The organism is Roseomonas nitratireducens, assembly GCF_017813355.1.
In the GTDB taxonomy this organism is placed as follows: domain Bacteria; phylum Pseudomonadota; class Alphaproteobacteria; order Acetobacterales; family Acetobacteraceae; genus Neoroseomonas; species Neoroseomonas nitratireducens.
Genome location: NZ_JAGIYZ010000029.1, coordinates 20,735 through 42,780, shown reverse-complemented (window position 1 = coordinate 42,780; position 22,046 = coordinate 20,735). Strand labels below are relative to the sequence as shown.

Sequence of the window (22,046 nt, the reverse complement as noted above, 5' to 3'; positions counted from 1 at the left end):
CTCCAAGCTCAAGCAGTTCCGCCGCGTCGCAACACGCTTCGAGAAGACCGCCCGCAACTACCTCGCCGTCGTCACACTCGCCGCCACCATCCTATGGCTCAGGTAACTGTCCACACGACCTAGAGCACCATCCGTCCCCTCGGACGGATTTCGTGCGCTAGACCGCCCCGCCGCGCCCTTCGCGCCGCTCGATCAGCGCGAAGACGCCGAGCGCCAGCGCGGCGAGCGCCGCGTACACCATCCAGGCCGGCAGGCCGGTGACGTCCGCCAGCGTGACCGGCCCGGCATTCCACCAGGCGAGCACGGTCCCGCGCAGCCCTTCGAAGGCGTAGGCATAGGCGATCGCGCCCGCGATCATGCCGAGCACGCCGACCAGCGCATGGGTCCGCCCGGTCGCCGCCGCGGCGAAGCCGGTACCCGGGCAGAAGCCGTAGATCGCCATGCCGACGCCGAACAGCAGCCCGCCCAGCACCACGCCGCCCATGTTGGCGTCGCGCAGGTGCCAGCGCGCCTCGCCCATCTGCACCAGGACAAATACGCCGATGCCGCCGACCACGATGGCGGTCAGCATCACCTTCACCACGGTGAAGTCGCGCAGCCGCAGCTGATTGACGATGACGTCGTAGTCGAGGACGCGGGCGCGCTCGAGCAGCCAGCCGAAGGCGATGCCGAAGAGCGGCGCGAGCCAGAGCGCGGTTTCCTTCGCGACGGGGAACATGCGTGCTTTCCCTTTCTCAGCGGCCGCGGAACATCAGCCACGCGGTGGCGATGCCCGAGGCGAACATGGTGACGAGGAAGACCCAGCCGACGACGGCGAGCTGCAGCCCCTGCGAGATGCCGTTGCCCGAGGTGCAGCCATTGGCCAGGCGCGAGGCGAACATGATGATCGCCCCGCCGAGGAAGGCGCCGGCGTAGCGCCGCGCCACCGAAGGCCCGAAGCGTTCCGCCCAGACAGCGGGCACGTGTTCCACCCGCAGCCCGCCGCGCAGCAGCGCGGAGACGAAGGCGCCGACCGCCGTGCCGACCAGGAACAGCGTGCCGTAGTCGAGCCGCATCGGGTTGCGCGCCCAATAGGCGTTGGCCGCCACGGCATCCGGCCCCACCGCCAGCGCCGCGACGCCGCCGGCGATCTGCGCGCCCGCGGTGGTGATGCCGATCGGCGCGGCGACGATGACGAAGACAAGCCAGGACAGCACGCCGATCCCGGCGCCCATCAGGTAGGGATTCCAGCGCCCGGCCGGCGCCTCGGCGCGCAGTCGCGCCTCCGGCAGGGCGTGGTGGAGAGCGAGGTCGCTCATCGCGTCACTCCACAGTTTATGCGTACGCTCTTATTTATATATTAGAGATCGCGCATTCAACAGGGACGCATGGGACACCTCATTGACGCGCGCCCGTCGCCACCACATTCGGAGGCATGAGCGCCCCCGCCATCCTCTGGTTCCGCCAGGATCTCCGCCTGGCCGACAATCCCGCCCTGCTCGCCGTCCAGGGCCGGCCGGTGCTGCCGGTCTTCGTGCTGGAGGACGGGCCGCGCGCGCCCGGCGGCGCGGCGCGCTGGTGGCTGCACCACAGCCTCGCCGCGCTGGGCCGAACGCTGGCCGAGCGCGGCGCACCGCTGCTGCTGCTGCGCGGCGATCCACGGCGGCTGCTGCCAGACCTCGCCGCGCGCAGCGGCGCCACCGAGATCCATGCCGGCCGCCGGACCGAGCCCGCGGCGCGCCAGCGCGACGCCGAGACCCATGCCGCGCTCCAGGCCGGCGGGGCGCGGCTCGTCCTGCACCGCTCCGCCCTGCTGCACGAACCGCATCAGGTGCGCACCGGCACGGGCAAGCCCTATTCGGTCTACACGCCCTTCTCCCGCGCGCTGTTCGCGCTGCTGGAGGACCTGCCCCCGCCCATCCCCGCCCCGGACCGGCTGACCCCCGTGGCGGGCGCGCCGGAGGGCGAGCGGCTGGACGCCCTCGCCCTGCTGCCGCGCCCGCCGGAACCGGACTGGGCGGCGGCGTTCCCGGCGCATTGGCAGCCCGGGGAGGACGGCGCTCAGGCGCGGCTCGCGACCTTCCTCGACCGCGGCCTTGCCGGGTATGCCGACCGGCGCAACGACCCCGCGGCCGAATGGGGCACCTCGGGCCTCTCGCCGCACCTGCGTCTGGGGGAAATCTCGCCGCGCCAGGCGTGGCACGCGGCGCGTGCCAAGGGCGGCAAGGGGCTGGAGACCTTCCTCAAGGAACTGCTCTGGCGGGAATTCTCCCACCACCTGCTCTGGCACCGGCCGGAGATGCCCGAGCAGCCGCTGCGCCCGGAATTCGCAACCTTCCCCTGGCGGGAGGACGCCGCGCTGCTGCGCGCCTGGCAGCGCGGGCGCACCGGCTACCCGATCGTCGATGCGGGGATGCGGCAATTGTGGCGCACCGGCTGGATGCACAACCGGGTGCGGATGATCGCGGCCTCCTTCCTCGTGAAGCACCTGCTGCAGCCATGGCAGGCGGGGGAAGCCTGGTTCTGGGACACGCTGGTCGATGCCGACCTCGCGGCCAACGCGGCGTCCTGGCAATGGGTCGCGGGCTGCGGGGCGGATGCCGCGCCCTATTTCCGCATCTTCAACCCGGTGCTGCAGGCGGAGAAGTTCGACGCGTCCGGCGGCTATGTGCGCCGCTGGTGCCCGGAGCTCGCGCGCCTGCCCGACCGCTGGCTGCACAAGCCGCATGAGGCGCCGGAGATGGTGCTGCGCGGCGCCGGCGTGGTGCTGGGGCGGGACTATCCGAAGCCGGTCGTGGACCTTGCCGAGGGGCGCGCCCGCGCGCTCGCGGCCTTCGCGACGCTGAAGGGCGCGGCCGCGGCGTGACGCCAACCCAGGACAGCCTGCGCGCGGCGGGGTTCCGCGGCCTGCGCATCGTGGGCGACGTGCATGGCGAGGCCGGCCAGTTCGCCGCCGCCGTGGCGGGGGCGGAAGCCGCCGGCCTGTTCCTCATCCAGCTCGGCGACCTGACGGACCACGGGCCGGACAGCCCCGGCGTGCTGCGCCTGATGTTCGGCCTGACCGAGGCGGGGCGCGGGCTGTTCCTGCTCGGCAACCACGACCACAAGCTGCGCCGGGCGCTGTCGGGGCAGAAGGTGCGGATGGAAGCCGCGGGGCTGGGCCGCACGCTCGACCAGCTGCGCGCCGCCCCCGACGGGCCGGCGCTGACCGCGCGCGCGATCGAGGAAGTGGCCCGCGCGCCGGCCTGGCTGCGCATCGGCGCGCTGTTCCTCGTCCATGCCGCCTTCCACGACGCGATGCTGCACGCCCCCTCCCCGCCCGATGCCGGCGCGGCGAAGCCGGAAGGGCTCGTCGGCCGCGCCATCTTCGGCCAGGTGACCGGGCGGACGGGGCCGAACGGCTTCCCGGAACGGCTGACGGGGTGGATCGACCGCATCCCGGCGGGGCTGACGGTGGTGGTCGGGCACGACAACCGATCCACCGACGGGCGGCCGCCGGTGATGCCCGGCGCGCGGGGCGGGCGGGCCATCTTCCTCGACACCGGGGCGGGCAAGGGCGGCGCGCTCGCCTGGATCGACCTCGGCCTCGACGGACGGCCGCTGTCCGCCGGCGACGTTGATTCACCGCAAGGAGCCGGCCGCAACATGACGGTTCAATGACCGCCATCGACGACCAAGGGATGGAGGGAACGATGGCGCAGGACAATGCCGTGCCCGAAGCGGCGACGGTGGCGCCCGATGGCGCCGATCAGAGCCCGGCCGAAGGCGTGCGTTCCATCACCCATGCGGTGGCCGACCTCGCGACCCCGACGCGGCAGGGCCGCCGCCCGCGGCACGATCCGGAAGCGGTGCGCCGCGCCTTCGAATCCGGCGCCTATCCCTATGCCACCCGGCTGACCGAGAAGGAGTACATGCAGCGCATCATGCCGCTGCAGGTCGAACTCCTGAAGGCGCAGGCCTGGATCAAGGCGACCAACGAGCGCGTCGCCGTGCTGTTCGAAGGCCGCGACGCCGCCGGCAAGGGCGGCACCATCAAGCGCTTCATGGAGCACCTGAACCCGCGCGGCGCGCGCATCGTGGCGCTGGAGAAGCCGACCGAGCAGGAACGCTCGCAATGGTACTTCCAGCGCTACGTCTCCCACCTGCCGGGCGGGGGCGAGATCGTGTTCTTCGACCGCTCCTGGTACAACCGGGCGGGGGTGGAGCGCGTGATGGGCTTCTGTTCCGCCGGCGACTACCTGGAATTCATGCGCCAGGCGCCGGAACTGGAACGCATGCTGGTCCGCTCCGGCCTGCGGCTGTTCAAGTTCTGGTTCAGCGTGACGCGGGACGAGCAGGCCCGCCGCTTCGAGGCGCGGGAGACCGATCCGCTGAAGCAGTGGAAGCTCAGCCCGATCGACAAGGCGAGCCTCGACAAGTGGGACGACTACACCGAGGCGAAGGAGGCGATGTTCTTCTACACCGACACCGCCGACGCGCCCTGGACCATCGTCAAGTCGAACGACAAGCGCCGCGCGCGGATCGAGGCGATGCGCCACTTCCTGCGCAGCCTGCCCTATGACGGCAAGGACGAGGCCGTGGTGCACGAGCCCGACCCGCTGATCGTCGGTTCGACCGCGCATGTGATCGGCGCGGGCAGCCACATCCTCGGCCGGACGCGCCACCCGGGCCAGCGGCGCGGCGAGGGCTGACGCGTCAGATCAGGCGGCGGCGGATCCGCGTCACGACGATCTCGGCCAGGATCACCACGGCGAGGATGGCGAGCAGGATCGTCGCCACCTTCTCCCACTGGAAGAAGTTGATCGCGTCATCCAGCGCGACGCCGATGCCGCCCGCGCCGACCAGTCCGAGCACGGCGGATTCGCGGACATTGATGTCCCAGCGGAACAGCGCGATGCCCCAGAAGGCCGGCTGGACCTGCGGCCAGAGCCCCTTGAGCATCCGGTGGCCCCAGGGCGCGCCGACCGCGTCCATCGCCTCCATCGGGCCGCGCGGCGTCTCCTCGATCGCCTCGGCCAGCAGCTTGCCCACGAAGCCCACCGAGCGGAAGGCGATGGCGAGCACGCCCGCGACCGCGCCGGGCCCGAAGATGGCGACGAACAGCAGCGCCCAGATCAGCGCGTTCACGCTGCGCGAGGCGACGAGGCAGAGATTGGCCAGCCAGTTCAGCGCCGCGATGCCGCAGACGTTGCGCGCGGCGAGGAAGGCGAGCGGCACGGCCATGGTGAAGGACAGCACGGTGCCGAGGGTCGCGATGTGCAGCGTCTCGACCAGCGCGGCGTGCACGCCGATGCGGTAGTGCGCGAGGTCCGGCGGCCACATCCGCACCAGCAGGTCGGCCATCTGCTCCGGCGCGTCGAGCAGGAATTCCGGGATCACCTCGATGGTGCGGACCGCCCAGAGGCAGGCCGCGACCACGGCGAGCCAGACGAGCCAGCGCGCGATGCGCTGGGCGGGTGTGAAGCGCGTCCATTCGCGCTCGAGCGCCGCGGTCACTGCAGCGCCTTGCGCACGCGGGCGGACACGATCTCGGCCAGGAAGATCAGCGCGATGATGGTCAGCAGGATGGCGGCGACGAAGTCGTAGTCGAAACGCTTGAAGGCGGCGAAGAGCGTCCCGCCGATCCCCCCCGCGCCGACGATGCCGACCAGCGTCGAGTTCCGGAGGTTGGAATCGAGCTGGTAGATGCAGAAGCCGATGAAGCGGGAGGCGACCTGCGGCAGCACGCCGTACAGCAGCACGGCGAAGGGGCCCGCGCCGGTCGCGCGCACCGCCTCGACCTGCTTCATGCTGATCTCCTCGATCGCTTCGGCGAATAGCTTGGCGATGAAGCCCATCGAGGCGACGGTGAGTGCGGCGACGCCGGCCAGCGCGCCGAAGCCCACCGCCTTCACGAACAGGATCGCGACGATCACGTAGTGCAGCGATCGGCAGATGGCGACGAAGCCGCGCGTCGGCCCGCTGAGCCACCAGGGCGCGAGGTTGCGCGCCGCCATCAGCCCCAGCGGCAGCGAGAGCAGGATGCCCGCGGCCGAGGACAGCACCGCGATCTGCAGGCTTTCGACCATGCCTTCGACGAGCGTGTCCCAGCGCTCGAAATTGGGCGGCCACATGCGCGCGAGGAAGCGCGCCCCCTCCCCGAGACCCGTCGCCAGCCGCCCGCCGGAGATGTCGAGCTGGGAGACGGCATAGGCGCAATACAGCGCCAGCGCGGCGAGTGCCGCGCGCCCCTGCCAGTTGGGCGCGAAGGCGCGGCGCGCCGTCACATCCAGTCCTCGCCGCCGTAGATCAGCGTCAGGTGCCGCGGCTCGAGCGCCCCGGGCGGGCCGTCGAAGACGACCTCCCCCTGGTGCATGCCGATGACGCGGCCGCAGAAGCGCTTCGCCAGCTCCACGTTGTGGATGTTGACGATGACGGGCACGCCTTCCTCGGCGGTCAGGCGCGTGAGCAGTTCCATCACCTCGACCGCCGTGCGCGGGTCGAGCGAGGAGGTGGGCTCGTCCGCCAGCAGCAGCGCGGGGCGCTGCATCAGCGCCCGCGCGATGCCGACGCGCTGGCGCTGGCCGCCGGACAGCGCATCCGCCCGGCGCGTCGCGTGGTCCGGCAGGCCGACGGCATCCAGCAGCGCGAAGGCGCGGGCGATGTCCTCCTCCGGGTAGCGGCGCAGCCAGGCGCGCCAGAGCGGCACGTAGCCGAGCCGGCCCGAGAGCAGGTTCTCCATCACGGACAGGCGCTCGACCAGGTTGTATTCCTGGAACACCATGCCGATCCGCCGCCGCGCGAGGCGCAGCGCCCGCCCGCGCAGCGGCACCAGGTCCTGCCCGTCGAGCAGGATGCTGCCGCCGGAGGGCTCCACCAGCCGGTTGATGCAGCGGATCAGCGTGGACTTGCCGGTGCCCGACGGACCGATGATGGCGGTGACACCCTGCGGGGCGAAGTCCAGCGTGATGTCCCGCAGCACCGGCTTGCCGGGCACATAGGCCTTGGACAGGCCGCGGATGGAAAGCCCGGCGCTCATGCCTCAGCGCGGCGTCGCGGCGGGGGGCTGCGGCGCCGGCTGCTGCTGTTGCTGCTGCTGCGCGCGGCGGCGCGCCTCGGCTTCCAGTTCCCGCCGGCTCTCGGCATCGAAGGCGGCGCGCGTGTAGGGCGCGTTGACCGCATCGGCCACCGCGCGCACCGGGGCCCAGTGCTCGAGATAGGTCGCCGGCCAGAAGCGGTCGTTGCCGCCGAGGTCGCGGCTGAGCGCGGGCGGGAAGCGGTAGTCGAGGAAGCACTGCCGGATGCGCTGCGCGAGTTCGGGGCGCAGGTCGTGCGCCAGCGCGAAGCTGCTGGTCGGGAAGGGATCGGACTGCCAGATGACGCGGAAATTCTCCGCCCGCACCTGTCCGCGCGCGACCATGCGGTTGTAGACGTCCGACGCCACCGGCGCGGCGTCGAAATCGCCCGCGTTCACGCCCATGACGCTGCGGTCGTGCCCGCCGGAATAGACGACGCGGTAGTCGGTGTCCGGCGTCACGCCCAGGGCCGGGAAGAAGGCGCGCGGGGCAAGGTTGCCGGAATTCGACGTGGCGGAGGTGTGCGCGACGCGCCGCCCCCTGAGGTCCGAAATGCTGCGGATGTCGGAGCTGGCGCGCACAAGCACGACGACGCGATAGGCCTCGAAGGCCTCCGCATTGCCCTTGATGGCGAAGGGCACGGCGCCGGCGAGGTTCACCGCGAAGGCGGTCGGGCCGGTCGAGAATCCGGCGATGTGCAGCCGGCCCGAGCGCATGGCCTCGACCTGCGCGGCGTTCGACGTCACCTGGAAATAGACCGTGCGCCGCCCGGTGCATTGCGTCAGGTGCTCGAGCAGCGGGCGGAACTGCTGGGCGTAGAGCGCGGGGTCCTCGACCGGCGTATAGGCGAAGACCAGCGTCGAGGGGTCGCGCAGCCGCGCCGCATCGGTCGGGACATCGGCGACGAGGTCGCGGTTCGCGTCGCAATAGCCGTCGTCGAGCGCGCCACGATGGGGACAGGCGCCCTGCGCGGCGGCCGGGCCGGCGGCGACGACGCAGGCTGCGAGCATGCCGGCGCCGAGAAGGTGTCTGATCATCTGGTTCCCCCCTGTGTCATCGAAGTGTCATTCTAAGGCAGCGGCGCATCGCGGGGAACTGCGATGCCGCCGCCCGGCTAGCCCCAGAGCTTCGGGTTCGCCAGTTCCGCCGCGATCCGCTCCGCCGCCGCCGCGAGCAGCGCCTCCCCCTTCGCGGCCGTCGCCGACCGCGCATCGCCGACCACGCCCGAGGGCGTGATGTCCTTGAAGGAGCGCCGGCGGATCATCGCGGCGGGCTGGCCCTCCGGGCGCGTCGAATGGGGGCCGTGGGCGTCGGGCAGGCGGTCCGTGCGCACCGCCTCGGGCAGCAGCGTCATGACCATCGACGTCTCGGCCTCGCAGGCATGCAGCACGTTGGACTGCCGCTCCAGGATCGGCGCGAAGGCATCGCCCGCCAGATGCCAGTAGGTGCCGGCGACGCACTTCAAGCCGAACTCGGTCTGGCATTCGCCACCGACCACGGCGACGGCTTCCGCGTTGCCGCCATGGCCGTTCAGCAGCATCACGCGCTTGAAGCCGGCGCGGCCGGCCGATCGCACCACGCCCTTCAGCACCGCAGCGAAGGCCGCGTAGTCCAGCGTGACGGTGCCGCCGAAGGGCACGTGGTGCTCGGCAAGGCCCGTCCAGACGCAGGGCGTGACCACCACCCCCTGCCCGGCCGCGACCATGCGCCGCGCGATGCGGTGCGCGACGCCGGTCGCGCAGACGATGTCGACGCCGGTCGCCAGGTGCGGCCCGTGCTGCTCCAGCGAGGCGACGGGGACGATCACGAGCGCATCCGCCGCCGCGCGGGCGTTCAGCTCCGCGAAGGTCAGCTTCATCCATTCGATCTCGGTCGCGGTGTCCATCGTGGTCCTCCTCGGATATCACGCCGAGGATGGAACGCGACCGGTCAGCCGTCGAGGGCGGCGAGGAAGCGCGCCGCCTCCGCCCGCATCGCCGCGACCTTGGCCGGGTCCATCTTCGCCAGCGTGCGCAGCGGCATCGCCATGCGCGGATTGCCCGCGAAGCGGTCCGCGTGCCGGGCGATGAAGTCCCAGTACAGGTGGTTGAAGGGGCAGGCGCGCGGCCCCGTCGCCTGCTTCGGGTCGTGCGCGCAGCCGCCGCAATAGTCCGACATGCGGTTGATGTAGGCGCCGGACGCAGCATAGGGCTTGGACGCCATCACCCCGCCATCGGCGTGGATCGCCATGCCATGGGTGTTCGGCAGTTCCACCCATTCGAAGGCGTCGGCGTAGACGGCGAGGTACCAGGCATTCACCTCCGCCGGATCCAGCCCGGCGAGCAGCGCGAAATTCCCCGTCACCATCAGCCGCTGGATGTGATGGGCGTAGGCGAGGTCCCGCGTCTGCGCCACGGCCTCACGGATGCAGCGCATCGAGGTCGGCGCGCCCCAGTAGAAGCCGGGCAGCGGCCGCGTCGCGCCCAGCGCGTTCTCCGCCGCATAGCCCGGCATCAGCTGCCAGTAGATGCCCCGCACATATTCCCGCCAGCCGAGGATCTGGCGGATGAAGCCCTCCACGGCGTTGAGCGGGGCGCGGCCCTCCCGCCACGCATCCTCCGCCGCGCGGCAGGCCTCCATCGGGTCGAGCAGACCTGCGTTCAGGCTGGTGGAGATCAGCGCGTGGAACATCGTCGGCTGGCCCGCCGCCATCGCGTCCTGGTAGTCGCCGAACAGCGCCAGCCGGTCGCGGATGAAGGCCTCGAGCGCGGCGCGCGCCTCCTTCGCCGTCACCGGCCAGGCGAAGCCTTCCACATCGCCGAAATGCGCGCCGAAGCGCGCGGCGACCAGGTCCATCACCTCCCGCGTGATGTCATCCGGTGCGAAGCGCAGCGGCGCGGGGGGCACGAGGCCCTTGGGAAGTGCTGCGCGGTTCTCGGCGTCGAAGTTCCACTTGCCGCCGGCGGGCTCGTCACCCTCCATCAGCAGCCCGGTCTCGCGCCGCATCTCGCGGTAGAAGAATTCCATGCGGTAGGATTTCCGCCCCGCCGCCCAGGCGCCGAAGCGCGGCAGGGAGCACAGGAAGCGCGTGTCCTCGCGGATCTCGACAGGGATGCCGGCCGCCTCCTCCCACCCCCGCATGTCCTGCAGCACGCGCCACTCGCCCGGATGCGTCGCGACGATGCGGTCGGGCCGGTGCCTGGCGACGGCGCGCAGAACCTCCCCGCGGAAGGAGTGCGTGTTGGCGGGATCGTCGAGCCGCACATGGTCCACGCGCACGCCCCGCGCGGCCAGCGCGCGGGAGAAGTGCCGCATGGCGGACAGCACCAGCACGATCTTCTGTGGATGGTGCGGGACGTAGGTGCATTCCGCCTGCACCTCCATCAGCAGCACCGTGTCGCGGGCCGGATCGAGGCCGTCGAGCGACGGCAGATCCCGGGAACACTGGTCCCCGAGGACGATGCGCAGGGTGCCGCCGGTCATGCCGGCTCGTAGACGATGTCGGTGCCGTCCTCGCCGGTTGCCGAGAAGGCCGCCCAGCGCCCCGCCGTGTCGAAGGTCACGCGCGCGGTCACGTCCCCGGTGCAGGAGAATTCGCGCCCGCCCGGCCGGCCCTGCCATTGCAGGTTCAGCGCGCGGCCCGTGGTGGTGCCGAACAGCGGCACCCGCCCGTCCATCCGCGCCGGTTCCCACCAGGACAGCGGGGCGGCCTCCGCCGGCAGCCGCTGCGGGCCCGCCGTGCCGTCGAGCAGCACGGCCCCCGCCACCGCCTCGCCCCGCACCTCCACGATGCGGCCATTGCGGTTGAGCCGCGAGGTCACGCGCCGGAAGCGCCCGCCAAGCGTCACTTCCTCGTAGGTATGCTCATAGCGGTAGACGACGATGCCCATCACCGAGGGCCGGATCAGCAGTTCCGAACTCGCGACGCGTTCGGACCCGCGCATCGCGAAGCGTACGCGATGGGTGCCGACGATGTCGCCGCGCCGGCGCACGCGGAAGGCATAGTCGCCATCCGCCGCGCCGGCCCGCCCCGCAAGCAGCAGGGCCGGCAGCGCGAGCGCCGCGCGGCGATGCATCAGCCGCGGCTCCTGACCGTGGAACGGCCGCCATCCACGCCGAAGACCTGGCCCGTGATCCAGCCGGCGGCGGGCGAGAGCAGGAAGTCGGCCAGCGCCGCCTGGTCCTCCGCCTCCCCCAGCCGGGGGATGGGGTGCTGCTTCGCGATCGCCTCGGCCATCTGCGGGTTCCCGATCAGCGGCGCCGCGATGGCGCTGCGGGTAAGCGAGGGGGCGATGCAGTTCACCCGCACCGCCGGGGCCAGTTCGGCGGCGAGCGCCACCGTCAGCCCCTCCACCGCCCCCTTGGCGGCGGCGATGGCGGCATGGTTCGGGAAACCGGCGCGCGCGGCAATGGTGGAAAACAGCACCACCGCGCCCCTGCCCGCCACCAGCCCATCCTGCGCCGCCTGCACCGCCAGCGCGGCGCCGAGCGCATTGAGCCGGTAGGCATCGAGGAAATCGGCCTCGGTCGTGCGCTTGAGCGGCTTCAGCCCGATCGAGCCCACGCAATAGGCCAGCCCCGCGATCTCCGGCCCCGCCCCGGCGATGGCGGCGCGCAGCGCCTGCGCATCCATCGCGTCGGCCACCGCCACCGTGGCGCCGGGCAGCTCCGCCGCCAGGGCCGCGAGCCGCGCCGCGTCGCGCCCGACCAGCAGCAGCCTTTCCCCCGCCGCCGCCCGCCGCCGCGCCAGCGCCGCGCCCACCGCGCCCGTCGCGCCCACCACCACCGTCGTCCCGGCCATGCGCCGCAGCCTCCACCTTCAAAAGCCCGGCGCAGATGGGGGCGCCACGCCGGCGCGGGAGGGGTCGGCACGCCCGCGACAGGCGCGCGGCGCCGTGGCAGGATGGGCGGGCCATGCGCCAGCTCCTTCTCCTGCGGCACGCGAAATCCTCCTGGGACGACCCCTCCCTCGCCGACCATGCGCGGCCGCTGAACGCGCGCGGGCGCCGCGCCGCCCAGGCGATGTCGGCGGCGATGCGGGACCTCGGCCTGTCGCCCGACGTGGTGCTCGTTTCCTCCGCGCGGCGGACGCTGCAGACGCTGGAAGCGATCTCCCCCTTCGCCGACAGCCCGCTGGTCGAGCCGATGGACGACCTCTACCTCGCCCCCTGGCCGCGGCTGATGGACACGCTCCGCCGCGTGCCCGAGACGGCGCGCAGCGTGATGGTCATCGGCCACAATCCGGGGCTGCAGGACCTCGCCCTGGCGCTGATCGGCGGCGCGGGCATGGCGGGGTCGGCCAGCGCCCGGCGCATCGCCGAAGGCTTCCCGACCTGCGCCCTGGCGGAATTCGCCGTCGCCTCCCCCTGGCACGACATCGCCGAGGGCGGGGGCCGGCTGGTCCGCTTCCTCGCCCCGGCCGACCTGCCGGAGGCGGTGACCTAGCGATGGGAGCCTCGGCGGGCCGCGCCGGTCGCCTGATCGCCGGGTCGGAGGCCACGGAGGCGCCGACGCCCCCGCCGCCGGCCGACGCCGAGCCGCCGCCTTCCGTCGCGCTCGAATTCGAACTGCCGGCCGAGGCCGCGGCACGCCTGCCGCGCCTGCCCGCGCTGCGCCCGCACAGGCTGGGCCGGGCGCGCGGCGGCACGGCGGACCGGGTCTGGCTCGACAGCGCCGATGGCCGGCTGGCCGCGCAAGGCCTGGTCGTGGAGGCGCCGACGCGCGGCCCGCGCCGGTTGCTGCGCATCCTGCCGCCGGCAGAAGCCCTCTGGCATCCGGGGCAACCGCCCGAGATCCTGCGCAGCCTGACGGCGGGGGAAGCGCTGGCGGAAGCGGGCGAGGCCCCGCTGACGCCGATCGCCGCCTTCATCGGCCGCCAGCACGCGATCCGGCTGGCCGTGCCGGGCGGGGAGGTCGAGGCGCTGCTGACCGAGGGCCGGCTGCGCAGCCTCGCCGAGGAACGCCCCGCCGCGACGCTGCGCCTGTCCGGCCCGGCCGGGGCGGTGCTGGACGCGGCCAGGATGCTGGCGGCGAGCCTGCCGATCCGCCCCGTCCTGTCGGCGCTGGCCGAGCAGGGGCGCGCGCTCGCCGCCGCCGTCCCGCCGCGGCCCTTCCGGCTCGGCCCCGCCGACACATCGGCCGCGACGACGGTGGAGGACGCCTTCCTGCGCGCCGCCGGCCACCTGCTGGAAGTCGCTGCCCAGCAATCCGCCCGCATCGCCCCCGGCGCGCCGCCCGAGCCGGTGCACCAGACGCGCGTCGCGCTACGCCGGCTACGCTCGGTCTTCCGGGTGTTCCGCGCGGCGACCGATTGCGCCGCGCTGCGCGCCTTCGACGCCGGGCTGCGGGAAGCGCTGACCGTGCTCGGCCCGGCGCGGGACTGGGACGTGTTCCAGACCGGCATCGCGCGGGAAATCGCCGACGCCTTCGACGAGGACCCGCGCATCGCCTCCCTGCGCCGGGCGGCGGAAGCCCGCCGCGCGGAAGCCTACGAGGCCGTGGCGGCGATGCTCGCCGGGCCGGCCTGGCGGCTGCTCGCGATCGAGGGCATCGGCATCCTGCTGCTCCGCCCCTGGCGGGAGGGCGCGGAGGAGGAGCGGCTCGCCATGCTGGACGCGCCGGCCGCGCCCTTCGGGCGGGCGGTGCTGGACCGGCGCTGGCAGCGGCTGCGCCGGGCCGGGGCGGGCTTCGACGAATTGTCCGCCGAGCAGCTCCATGAACTGCGCCTGGACGGCAAGCGCCTGCGCTACGCGGCGGAGGTCTTCGCGCCGCTGTTCGGCCAGCGCGCCACGCGGCGCTTCCTGCGCCGGGTGTCGGCGCTGCAGGAAGGGCTGGGCCTGGCCAACGATGCCGCGGTCGCGCGTGGCCTGGCGCGCAGCCTCGCCGCGCCCGGCCATGCCGGCCGGGCCTGGGCGGTCGGCGCGGCGGAAGGCTGGAGCGAGGCGCGGCTGGCCGCCCGGCGCGGTGCGGCGCATGAAGCCTGGGAGAAGCTCCAGGGCAAGGATCGTTTCTGGACAGGCGACTAGGCCGCGCACTTGCGACGTGGTGGCGACGTCGCGATGACCATCTCGTCATTTGTGGAAAAAAATGCGGGCGGGCCCCGTTGCGGGTTCCAGCAAGGTGCGTTTAACGGTTTCCCTGTGTTGGAACGACGGCGCATCTTCAAGGGCCGCAGGACCCGCCCGCGCATGCGCGGCGCGGCCTTCCTGTTGTCAGCCGCGATCGGCGCACCGGCGCTGGTCGCGCTCGTGCTGCCGTCCAACCTGTTCGGCTCCGCCCCCGGCACGCGCGAATGGCGCGCCGATGCGCCGGAAATCCGCATCGTGGACGGCGAGACGATCGGCCTGGGCGACCGCGTCGTGCGGCTCTACGGCATGGCCGCGCCGATGCGCGGCGAGACCTGCCAGGGCCCGCGCGGCGACAGCTTCGATTGCGGCGGCGCATCCGCCGCGGCGCTGATGCGCCTGGTCGCGAGCCGCCCCGTCACCTGCCGCATCGTCGGCCAGGACGGCTTCGGCCGCGGCATCGGGCAGTGCGAGGCGGCGGGGACGGAACTCGCGCGGTCGCTGGTGGGCGAAGGCTTCGCCGTGGCGACCGGCAGCGCGCTGCGCCCGGTCGAACTCCAGGCCCAGCAATCCGCGCGCGGCCTGTGGAGCCACCGCGCGGGCGCGCCGCAGGATTGGCGCGCGCGCGAGTAAGGCGCCGCCCCGGCGGTGTCCGCCGGTTTGCCAATCTTCATCTCTCGCCCTTATCTTGCACCGCACCAAGAACCGATCCGTGCCCGCATCGGGCCTGGGACCGGCATGCGTTGAGGAACCCCCTGCATGAGCAGCAAGGCCACCGGCTCCATCACTGTCACGATGGAGGGCACGAACAAGAGCACGACCCTGCCGCTTCTCGGCGGCACGCTCGGCCCGCAGGTGGCTGACATCCGCAAGCTCTACAACGAGCTCGGCATCTTCACCTTCGACCCCGGCTACGGCGCGACGGCGTCCTGCGAGAGCACGATCACCTACATCGACGGCGATGAGGGCGTGCTGCTGTACCGCGGCTACCCGATCGAGCAGCTGGCGGAGAAGTCGCACTTCCTGGAAGTGGCGCACCTGCTGCTGTACGGGGACCTGCCGAACGCCGCCCGCTACGACGAGTTCCACAAGGGCGTCACCTACCACACCATGCTGCACGAGCAGCTGCGCCGCTTCTTCGAGGGCTTCCGCCGCGACGCCCACCCGATGGCGGTGATGTGCGGCGTGGTCGGCGCGCTCGCGGCCTTCTACCACGACAACCTCGACATCAACGATGCGCGGCAGCGCGAGATCGCGGCCTACCGCCTGATCGCCAAGGTGCCGACCATCGCGGCCTGGGCCTACAAGTACTCGATCGGCCAGCCCTTCATGTATCCGCGCAACGACCTCGGCTACGCGGAAAATTTTCTCTATATGCTCAATGCCGTTCCCGCCGAGCCTTGGGTGAGCAACCCGATCCTGTCGCGCGCCATGGACCGCATCCTGATCCTGCATGCGGACCATGAGCAGAACGCGTCCACGTCCACGGTGCGTCTGGCCGGCTCCACCGGTGCGAACCCCTTCGCCTGCGTCGCCGCCGGCATCGCAGCACTCTGGGGCCCGGCGCATGGCGGCGCGAACGAGGCGGTGCTGAAGATGCTCGCCGAGATCGGCACGCCCGAGAACATCCCCGCCTTCATCAGCGAGGTGAAGGACAAGAACTCCCACACCAAGCTCATGGGCTTCGGCCACCGGGTCTACAAGAACTTCGACCCGCGCGCGAAGATCATGAAGGAGACCTGCCACGAGGTTCTCGGCGAGCTCGGCATCAAGAACGAGCCTCTGCTCGACATGGCGATCGAGATGGAACGGATCGCGCTGACGGACGACTACTTCATCCAGCGCAAGCTGTATCCGAACGTCGATTTCTATTCGGGCATCATCCTCAAGGCGATGGGCATCCCGACGCACATGTTCACCGTGCTGTTCGCGGTGGCGCGCACCGTCGGCTGGGTGAGCCAGTGGAAGGAACTGATCGAGGATCCGTCGCAGCGCATCGGCCGCCCGCGCCAGATCTACACGGGCCACGGCGCGCGCGACTTCGTGCCGCTCGACAAGCGCGGCTGATCCGGCCCGCCCTCATCGTGCCTGCGCGCCGGCCGGGGTCTTCCCCGGCCGGTTTGCGTTGCGGGGCATCGCGCATAGGCTTTCACCCGCAACGGGACGGGGACGAACGCCTTGGCCACCTACGATCCGCGCAGCTTCCGCGCGGCCAGCTTCCACGACGCGACGCCCCGCTTCGCCGATGGCAGCGACAGCCCGCGCGACTACCTGGAACGCTGCCTCGCCGTCATCGCGCAGCGGGAGCCCACCGTCCGCGCCTGGGTCGTGCTGAACGAGGCCGGCGCCCGCGCCGCGGCGGATGAGAGCACGGCGCGCTGGAAGGCCGGACGGCCGCTTTCCCCCATCGACGGCATGCCCATCGGCATCAAGGACCTGCTCGAGACGCGCGACATGCCGACCCAGATGGGCTGCGAGGCCTATCGCGGGAATTTCCCGAAGCGCGACAACGCCGCCGTCTGGGCGCTGCGCCGGGCGGGCGCGGTCGTCCTCGGCAAGACCGTCACGACGGAACTGGGCGGGGCGCATCCGGGCCCGACCACCAACCCCTTCGACCAGTCGCGCACGCCGGGCGGGTCTTCCTCCGGCTCCGCCGCCGCGATCGCGGCGGGGATGGTGCCGGCGACGCTGGGCACGCAGGTCGGCGGGTCCGTCATCCGCCCCGCGGCCTATTGCGGCAACGTCGCGCTGAAGCCGAGCCAGGGCGGGATCAACCGCGGCGAACGCCAGGCGACGTCGATGTCCACCACCGGCGTGCATGCCGGCAGCATCGAGGACATGTGGCAGGTCGCTTTCGAGATCACGAAGCGCGCCGGCGGCGATCCGGGTCGGCCGGGCCTCGTCGGCCCGCCGACGCCGCCCGAGGCGCGGCGGCCCATGGTGCTCGGCGTGATGGAGACGGAAGGCTGGGCCGCGCTGGACGAGGCCAGCAAGGCCGCCTTCGAGCAGGTGGTCGCGCGGCTGCGCACGGCGGGCGTCACCGTGCTGCGCCGCGACGACCATCCGATGCTGGAGGCCTTCGAGCGCGCGCTGGTCGGCACCCAGGCCATGACGAGTGCCATCACCGGCTGGGAGAACCACTGGCTGTTCCGCAACATCGTCGCGCAGAACCCCGACGGCATCAGCGCGCGCAGCAAGGCCGTGCTGGCGATGGCCGAGAAGATGACGCCCGAGGATTACCGCCTGCGCCTGATCGAGCGCGAGGCGCTGCGTGCGCGCCACGCGGCGCTGGCCCCGGTGGTGGATGCGCTGATCGCCCCCGCCTGCCCCGGCCCCGCGCCGCTCTGGGCCGGCGACGTGGTGGGACAGCCGCTCAAGCCCCGGCCGACCGGCGATGCGGTGTTCAACACGCCGTCCTCCGGCATCGGCGCGCCGGCGGTGACGGTCCCTCTCGCCTCGGTCGGCGGCATGCCCTTCGGCATCCAGGTGATGGCGCAGGTGCAGATGGATGCGCAGGCGACGGCGATCGCGCGCTGGATGCTGGGCGCGATCGAGCCCGTGGTCGCGTGACCGGCGCGCCGAGCCCCGAGCAGGTCCGCGCGCGCATCGAGGCGATCCGTGCGGCGCGCGGCGGCTATGTGCTACCGCATCATGGTGCGATGGCCGCCGCGCTGCCGGAACTGCACGCCGCCTATGAGGCGATGTACCGCGCGCTGACGATCGATCCGCGGCACATGACGGCCCATGCGCGGGAGGTGGTGTGGCTCGCGATCCTGTCGGCCTGCGAGGAACCGGTCGGCACGCACCACCTGCACCGCTTCATGGAAACGGGCGGCACGGAGGCCGAGGCCGCCGCGGTCTTCCGCCTTGCCGCCTGGGCGCGGGGTGCGGCCACCTACGCCACGCTCGCCGCGCATTGGGCGGAACGGCTGCCGGGCCTGTCGCTGGAAGCCGAATACGCCGCCGGGGCGCGCGCCCTTCTTGCCGGCACGGACCTCGACGAAGCGACGGCGCGGCTCGCGCTGATCGGCGCGCAGACGGCGCGCGACGATGCCTGGGGCCTGGCGCGGGAGATCGAGGCCGCCTACGCCGCCGGCGCGCCGGAACCCTGCATCGCGGAGGCGATGAGCCTCGCCATCTGGCCGCGCGGCGTGAACCCCTTCGTGCGCGCGACGGAGGTGTGGCTCGGCCTGATGCGGACCGGACGCGTCGCGCCTTCGCCCGCCTTCCGCGCCTGGGCGGAGGCGGAGGGACAGGGCGCCTTCGGCGGCTAGAGGCTGACGATCAGGTTCCCCGCCGCGTCGCGCCGCGCGCGGGTGCCGGGGGGCAGCACCAGCGTGCTCTCGCGTTCCTCGATCAGCGCGGGGCCGGCCACTTCCTCACCCGGGCGCAGCCCGGCGCGGTCGATCACCGGCGTGTCGACGAAGCCGCCGGCCTCGGGGAACCAGGCGGGGCGGCTGCGCGAAGCGGTGGGCGTGGCGGCGGCCGCGTCGAGCCGCAGCGCCGGCACCGGCCCCGAGACCACCACCTGCCAGGACACGCATTCGACCGGCAGCGCGGGTTCCGTGCGCCCGTATTGCCGCTTGTACTCGGCCTCGAAGGCCGCGCGCATCGCGTCGCGGTCGCCGGCCTCGATGGCCGCGGCGTCGATCGCGGCCTCCACCTGGAAGCCCTGGCCGACATAGCGCAGCGCGCCGGTCACGCGGCGCGTCGCGTCCGATGCCGCGACGCCCGCTTCCGCCAGCATGGCGAGGCCCTCCGCCTCCATCCCCGCGATGGTCGCCCGGAGTGCGGCCATGTCGAGGGTGGCGAGCGGCGCGACCCAGCCGCGCACGAAGGCGAAGGAAACCGGGGAGGCGAGGAACCCGAAGGCCGAAGCGACGCCCGCCCCCGCGGGTGCAACCAGCGTGGCGATGCCGAGCTTGCGGCAGACCTGCGCCGCATGGACGGGCCCCGCGCCGCCGATCGGCACCATGGCGTAGCCCTCGATCCGCCGCGCCTTTTCCAGCGCGTGGATCGCGGCGGCCTGCGCCATGTTGCCGTTGACCGTCTCATGCAGCGCCCAGGCCGCTTCCACCACCGACAGCCCGAGCGGCTTGGCGAGGTGGTCCTCGATGGCGCGTTCCGCCGCCGCGACGTCGAGCCGCATGTCGCCACCCAGGAAGGACCCCGCGCCGAGATAGCCGAGCACGAGGTCCGCATCCGTCACCGTCGGCCGCGTGCCGCCGAGCCCGTAGCAGGCCGGGCCGGGATCGGAACTGGCACTCTCCGGCCCGACGCGGATCAGGCCGAGGCGATCGACCTGCGCGATGGAACCACCACCGGCGCCAATCTCGATCATCTCGATCACTGGCACCTTCAGCGGCAGGCCGCTGCCCTTGCGGAAGCGATCGACGCGCGCGACCTCGAAATCGAGGCTGCGCAGCGGCTCTCCGCCTTCGATCAGGCAGGCCTTGGCAGTGGTGCCGCCCATGTCGAAGCAAAGGATGTCCGGCGCACCGGCGGCCTGCCCGTACAAGGCCGTCGCGCGCACGCCGCCGGCCGGGCCGGACTGCACCAGGCGGATCGGATGCCGCCGCGCCGTCGCCTCCCCCACCGTGCCGCCATCGGACAGCATCAGGTAGAGCGGGCCAGACAGGCCAAGCCCGCGCAGCCCGTCCGCGAGGCACGTGACGTAGGTCTCGAAGACCGGCAGCACATAGGCGTTGCAGATGGTGGTCGATGCGCGCTCCACCTCCCCGATCTCCGGCACCAGGTCGGAGGACAGGCACACGGTCAGCCCCGGCGCCTCCTCGGCCAGGATCTCCGCCATGCGGCGTTCATGCGCCGGGTTGCGGAAGGCGTGCAGGAAGCACACGGCCACGGCGCGCACGCCGGCGGCGGCGAGCGTCCGCGCGGCCTCCCGCGCCGCATCCTCGTCCAGCGGGGCGCGCACCGCGCCGTCGGGCAGCATCCGCTCCGGCACGCCGAGGCGATGGCGCCGCGGCACCAGCGGCTGCGGCACCTGCATGAACAGGTCGTAGGTGTCGTGGCGCAGCTCGCTGCCGATCTCGACCAGGTCGCGGAAGCCCTGCGTCGTGACCAGCCCGGTCGGCACGCCGCGGCGCTCGATCAGCGCGTTGGCAACCAGCGTGGTGCCGTGGATGACATGCGCGACCTGCCCGGGCGCGATGCCGTGGCGGGTGAGCAGGCGCCGGATGCCCTCCAGCACCGCTTCCTCCGGCGCATGCGGCGTGGTCAGCAGCTTCTCGTTGCGCAGCGACCCGTCGCGGTCGTCGGCGAGGACGAAGTCGGTGAAGGTGCCGCCGATGTCGACGCCGATGCGGCAGGGCGCGGTCATGGCCGGTACGCCTTGGCGCCGGCGGGCGTGACGTAGCCCTCGGCGATGTCGCGCGCGAGCGCCGCCGCGTCGCGTTCGCCCGGCGGGCCGAGGCCACCTCCGCCCGGCGTCTCGAAGGTGATGGCATCGCCGGGCGCGAGGACGAGCCGCGCCTTCGACGCCACCTGCGCGCCGTTCAGCAGATCCCGCCCGCCGCGCCCCGCCGCGCCGCCCAGGATGCCGCGCGGCGGGTGGCGGACGCGTTCATGGCGATAGGTGACGGTCACCGGCTTCGGCCCCGTCGCCTCGAAGGTCAGGCGCTGCGAAAGCCCGCCGCGGAAGCGCCCCGCCCCGCCGGAATCCGGGATGAGTTCCTTCTCGGTGATGAGCATGGGCACCGCGTTCTCGAACTGCTCGACCGGCTGCGTCGCGACGTTGGAGGGGAAGGACAGGCAGGCCGGCCCGTCGCGCATCGGCAGCGCGCCATGGCCGCCATTCATGAAGAACATCCGAACGTAGCGGCGGCCATCCGCCTGTTCGCCGGTGAAGTAGCAGTTCCAGAGCGGGCTGCCGCCTTCGGCGATGACGCGGTCGGGGATCAGCCGCCCGAGTGCGGCGAGCACCAGGATCGGCAGGTAGTGCCCCGTCAGGTGCCGCCCCCACACCGGCGCGGGCCGGCGCGGGTTCACGATGGAGCCTTCCGGCGCGATCAGCCGGATCGGGCGGAAGCAGCCATCGTTGTTCGGCGTCTCCGGATCGAAGGCGCATTTCACCGCGTAGTTGGAATAGGCGCGGGAGAAGTTGAGCGGCGAGTTCACCGGCCGCGCGATCTGCGGGTCCGTCCCCGTGAAGTCGAGCGTCAGCGCGTCGCCGGCGATGGCGAGCCTGAGGCGGATCGTGACGGGGTGCTCGAAGCCGTCCGCCGTGACCTCGTCCGTCACCTCGCCATCGGGGGCGGCGGCGATCGCCGCGCGCATGCTACGCTCGGACCGGGCGAAGATCTCGCCGGCCAGGGCATCGAGGTCGCCGATCCCTTCCTCGGCCAGGATGCGGAACAGCCGCCGCTCCGCCTGTTCGTACACCGCGAACAGCGCGCGGATGTCGCCCAGCGTCTCGTCGGGCTGGCGGAGATTCGCCTCGAGGAAGGCGATGACGTCCTCGTTCTCCTCCCCCGCCTTGAGGATGCGGGCGATGGGGATGGTCAGCCCTTCCTCCCACGCGTCGCGCGCCTCGACCGACGGCGCGCCGCCGATGTCGGTCGAATGGAAGGTGCCGCCGATCCAGGCGATGATGCGCCCCTCGCGGAACACCGGGCGGATCGTCGTGATGTCGTTCAGGTGGCCGGTGCCGAGATAGCCGTCGTTCGAGATCAGCACGTCGCCCGGCCGCAGCCGCGCGCGCGGGATGCGCGCCAGCATGTGGCCGAGCGTCACCGGCATGGTGCCGACGAAAGACGGCACGGAGCGCGAGGATTGCGCGAATTGTCGCCCCTCGCTGTCCATCAGCCCGATCGCCAGGTCCCAATTGTCCCGCACGACGGAGGAGAAGGAGGTGCGGACGAAATCCTGCGCCGCCTCGTCCATCAGCCCGGCGATGCGCCGCCAGGCCGAGCCCAGGCGGAGGGCGGAGAAGTCGCTCATGGTTCGTTCC

General features: G+C 72.6%; 21 protein-coding genes and 1 pseudogene. 10 read left to right on the top strand and 12 right to left on the bottom strand.

Translation table 11 applies throughout. The features are described from left to right. A pseudogene (locus J5Y09_RS21410) lies at positions 1–106 on the top strand (IS5/IS1182 family transposase); the annotation flags it as partial. A gap of 51 nt (positions 107–157) precedes the next feature. On the opposite strand, the gene J5Y09_RS21405 reads toward J5Y09_RS21410, so the two are convergent. Together J5Y09_RS21405 and J5Y09_RS21400 are read right to left on the bottom strand one after the other, a co-directional pair. Then, entirely contained in the window at positions 158–718 is a 561-nt protein-coding gene (locus J5Y09_RS21405; protein ID WP_209353896.1) for a DUF6691 family protein, read from the bottom strand. 16 nt (positions 719–734) lie between these two features. Next, on the bottom strand, positions 735–1,298 hold the full coding sequence (locus J5Y09_RS21400) for a YeeE/YedE thiosulfate transporter family protein (protein WP_209353895.1): 564 nt from the start codon (positions 1,296–1,298) through the stop codon (positions 735–737). 116 nt (positions 1,299–1,414) lie between these two features. Here J5Y09_RS21400 and J5Y09_RS21395 point away from each other — a divergent pair, with 116 nt between their 5' ends. Genes J5Y09_RS21395 through ppk2 form a run of 3 tightly spaced genes read left to right on the top strand, consistent with a single transcriptional unit; the run spans position 1,415 to position 4,670 of the window. Next, positions 1,415–2,845, top strand: a complete 1,431-nt coding sequence (locus J5Y09_RS21395; protein ID WP_209353894.1) for a cryptochrome/photolyase family protein — start codon at positions 1,415–1,417, stop codon at positions 2,843–2,845. Beyond that, the gene (locus tag J5Y09_RS21390; RefSeq protein ID WP_209353893.1) at positions 2,842–3,639 is read left to right on the top strand and encodes a metallophosphoesterase; all 798 of its coding nucleotides are present in this window, start codon (positions 2,842–2,844) and stop codon (positions 3,637–3,639) included. Before J5Y09_RS21395 ends, J5Y09_RS21390 begins: the two co-directional genes overlap by 4 nt. Further along, positions 3,636–4,670 carry a polyphosphate kinase 2 gene (gene ppk2 / locus J5Y09_RS21385; protein WP_245217311.1) on the top strand — a complete coding sequence of 345 codons (1,035 nt, stop codon included), beginning with the start codon at positions 3,636–3,638 and terminating at the stop codon, positions 4,668–4,670. Before J5Y09_RS21390 ends, ppk2 begins: the two co-directional genes overlap by 4 nt. A gap of 4 nt (positions 4,671–4,674) precedes the next feature. Here the strand turns inward: ppk2 and phnE (J5Y09_RS21380) are convergent, their stop codons facing one another. The 8 genes from phnE (J5Y09_RS21380) to J5Y09_RS21345 form a co-directional block, all read right to left on the bottom strand. Next, entirely contained in the window at positions 4,675–5,475 is an 801-nt protein-coding gene (gene phnE, locus J5Y09_RS21380; RefSeq protein ID WP_209353892.1) for a phosphonate ABC transporter, permease protein PhnE, read from the bottom strand. Then, entirely contained in the window at positions 5,472–6,245 is a 774-nt protein-coding gene (gene phnE, locus J5Y09_RS21375; protein ID WP_342451526.1) for a phosphonate ABC transporter, permease protein PhnE, read from the bottom strand. The genes phnE (J5Y09_RS21380) and phnE (J5Y09_RS21375) overlap by 4 nt, the downstream gene beginning before the upstream one ends. Beyond that, positions 6,242–6,997: a phosphonate ABC transporter ATP-binding protein gene (gene phnC, locus J5Y09_RS21370; RefSeq protein WP_209353891.1), complete on the bottom strand. Its 756-nt coding sequence runs from the start codon at positions 6,995–6,997 to the stop codon at positions 6,242–6,244. The genes phnE (J5Y09_RS21375) and phnC overlap by 4 nt, the downstream gene beginning before the upstream one ends. A 3-nt stretch (positions 6,998–7,000) precedes the next feature. Continuing rightward, on the bottom strand, positions 7,001–8,071 hold the full coding sequence (phnD, locus tag J5Y09_RS21365; RefSeq protein ID WP_209353890.1) for a phosphate/phosphite/phosphonate ABC transporter substrate-binding protein: 1,071 nt from the start codon (positions 8,069–8,071) through the stop codon (positions 7,001–7,003). A gap of 77 nt (positions 8,072–8,148) precedes the next feature. Next, positions 8,149–8,919: a creatininase family protein gene (locus J5Y09_RS21360; protein WP_209353889.1), complete on the bottom strand. Its 771-nt coding sequence runs from the start codon at positions 8,917–8,919 to the stop codon at positions 8,149–8,151. Positions 8,920–8,963: 44 nt separating this feature from the next. Beyond that, positions 8,964–10,496, bottom strand: a complete 1,533-nt coding sequence (locus tag J5Y09_RS21355; protein WP_209353888.1) for a cryptochrome/photolyase family protein — start codon at positions 10,494–10,496, stop codon at positions 8,964–8,966. After that, entirely contained in the window at positions 10,493–11,089 is a 597-nt protein-coding gene (locus tag J5Y09_RS21350) for a DUF6134 family protein (protein ID WP_209353887.1), read from the bottom strand. Before J5Y09_RS21350 ends, J5Y09_RS21355 begins: the two co-directional genes overlap by 4 nt. After that, complete coding sequence (locus J5Y09_RS21345) at positions 11,089–11,814, bottom strand: SDR family NAD(P)-dependent oxidoreductase (RefSeq protein ID WP_209353886.1); 726 nt, start codon at positions 11,812–11,814, stop codon at positions 11,089–11,091. Before J5Y09_RS21345 ends, J5Y09_RS21350 begins: the two co-directional genes overlap by 1 nt. Before the next feature lie 113 nt (positions 11,815–11,927). Between J5Y09_RS21345 and J5Y09_RS21340 the strand changes: the two genes are divergently transcribed. From J5Y09_RS21340 to J5Y09_RS21315, 6 genes are all read left to right on the top strand, one after another. After that, positions 11,928–12,458, top strand: a complete 531-nt coding sequence (locus J5Y09_RS21340) for a SixA phosphatase family protein (RefSeq protein WP_209353885.1) — start codon at positions 11,928–11,930, stop codon at positions 12,456–12,458. Positions 12,459–12,460: 2 nt separating this feature from the next. After that, positions 12,461–14,038 (top strand): CHAD domain-containing protein, encoded by a 1,578-nt coding sequence (locus J5Y09_RS21335; RefSeq protein ID WP_209353884.1) that lies wholly within the window; start codon positions 12,461–12,463, stop codon positions 14,036–14,038. 162 nt (positions 14,039–14,200) lie between these two features. Further along, complete coding sequence (locus J5Y09_RS21330) at positions 14,201–14,710, top strand: thermonuclease family protein (protein ID WP_209353883.1); 510 nt, start codon at positions 14,201–14,203, stop codon at positions 14,708–14,710. Positions 14,711–14,836: 126 nt separating this feature from the next. Then, complete coding sequence (locus J5Y09_RS21325; protein ID WP_209353882.1) at positions 14,837–16,144, top strand: citrate synthase; 1,308 nt, start codon at positions 14,837–14,839, stop codon at positions 16,142–16,144. Positions 16,145–16,255: 111 nt separating this feature from the next. Beyond that, positions 16,256–17,647: an amidase gene (locus tag J5Y09_RS21320; protein WP_209353881.1), complete on the top strand. Its 1,392-nt coding sequence runs from the start codon at positions 16,256–16,258 to the stop codon at positions 17,645–17,647. After that, positions 17,644–18,351, top strand: a complete 708-nt coding sequence (locus J5Y09_RS21315) for a hypothetical protein (protein ID WP_209353880.1) — start codon at positions 17,644–17,646, stop codon at positions 18,349–18,351. The genes J5Y09_RS21320 and J5Y09_RS21315 overlap by 4 nt, the downstream gene beginning before the upstream one ends. Here the strand turns inward: J5Y09_RS21315 and J5Y09_RS21310 are convergent. Together J5Y09_RS21310 and J5Y09_RS21305 are read right to left on the bottom strand one after the other, a co-directional pair. Next, positions 18,348–20,417: a hydantoinase/oxoprolinase family protein gene (locus tag J5Y09_RS21310; protein WP_209353879.1), complete on the bottom strand. Its 2,070-nt coding sequence runs from the start codon at positions 20,415–20,417 to the stop codon at positions 18,348–18,350. The two genes, J5Y09_RS21315 and J5Y09_RS21310, sit on opposite strands and share 4 nt — an antisense overlap. Next, positions 20,414–22,036: a hydantoinase B/oxoprolinase family protein gene (locus J5Y09_RS21305; protein ID WP_209353878.1), complete on the bottom strand. Its 1,623-nt coding sequence runs from the start codon at positions 22,034–22,036 to the stop codon at positions 20,414–20,416. The genes J5Y09_RS21310 and J5Y09_RS21305 overlap by 4 nt, the downstream gene beginning before the upstream one ends. Between the last annotated feature and the right edge of the window lie 10 nt (positions 22,037–22,046).

Excerpts from the sequence above, each read along its gene's own strand:
- J5Y09_RS21350 (WP_209353887.1), bottom strand. The coding sequence starts at position 11,089 with ATGCATCGCCGCGCGGCGCTCGCGCTGCCGGCCCTGCTGCTTGCGGGG.
- J5Y09_RS21360 (WP_209353889.1), bottom strand. The coding sequence starts at position 8,919 with ATGGACACCGCGACCGAGATCGAATGGATGAAGCTGACCTTCGCGGAG.
- J5Y09_RS21340 (WP_209353885.1), top strand. The coding sequence starts at position 11,928 with ATGCGCCAGCTCCTTCTCCTGCGGCACGCGAAATCCTCCTGGGACGAC.
- J5Y09_RS21400 (WP_209353895.1), bottom strand. The coding sequence starts at position 1,298 with ATGAGCGACCTCGCTCTCCACCACGCCCTGCCGGAGGCGCGACTGCGC.
- J5Y09_RS21310 (WP_209353879.1), bottom strand. The coding sequence starts at position 20,417 with ATGACCGCGCCCTGCCGCATCGGCGTCGACATCGGCGGCACCTTCACC.
- J5Y09_RS21395 (WP_209353894.1), top strand. The coding sequence starts at position 1,415 with ATGAGCGCCCCCGCCATCCTCTGGTTCCGCCAGGATCTCCGCCTGGCC.
- J5Y09_RS21345 (WP_209353886.1), bottom strand. The coding sequence starts at position 11,814 with ATGGCCGGGACGACGGTGGTGGTGGGCGCGACGGGCGCGGTGGGCGCG.
- J5Y09_RS21405 (WP_209353896.1), bottom strand. The coding sequence starts at position 718 with ATGTTCCCCGTCGCGAAGGAAACCGCGCTCTGGCTCGCGCCGCTCTTC.
- J5Y09_RS21325 (WP_209353882.1), top strand. The coding sequence starts at position 14,837 with ATGAGCAGCAAGGCCACCGGCTCCATCACTGTCACGATGGAGGGCACG.
- phnC (WP_209353891.1), bottom strand. The coding sequence starts at position 6,997 with ATGAGCGCCGGGCTTTCCATCCGCGGCCTGTCCAAGGCCTATGTGCCC.
- ppk2 (WP_245217311.1), top strand. The coding sequence starts at position 3,636 with ATGACCGCCATCGACGACCAAGGGATGGAGGGAACGATGGCGCAGGAC.
- J5Y09_RS21355 (WP_209353888.1), bottom strand. The coding sequence starts at position 10,496 with ATGACCGGCGGCACCCTGCGCATCGTCCTCGGGGACCAGTGTTCCCGG.
- J5Y09_RS21305 (WP_209353878.1), bottom strand. The coding sequence starts at position 22,036 with ATGAGCGACTTCTCCGCCCTCCGCCTGGGCTCGGCCTGGCGGCGCATC.
- phnD (WP_209353890.1), bottom strand. The coding sequence starts at position 8,071 with ATGATCAGACACCTTCTCGGCGCCGGCATGCTCGCAGCCTGCGTCGTC.
- J5Y09_RS21330 (WP_209353883.1), top strand. The coding sequence starts at position 14,201 with ATGCGCGGCGCGGCCTTCCTGTTGTCAGCCGCGATCGGCGCACCGGCG.
- J5Y09_RS21335 (WP_209353884.1), top strand. The coding sequence starts at position 12,461 with ATGGGAGCCTCGGCGGGCCGCGCCGGTCGCCTGATCGCCGGGTCGGAG.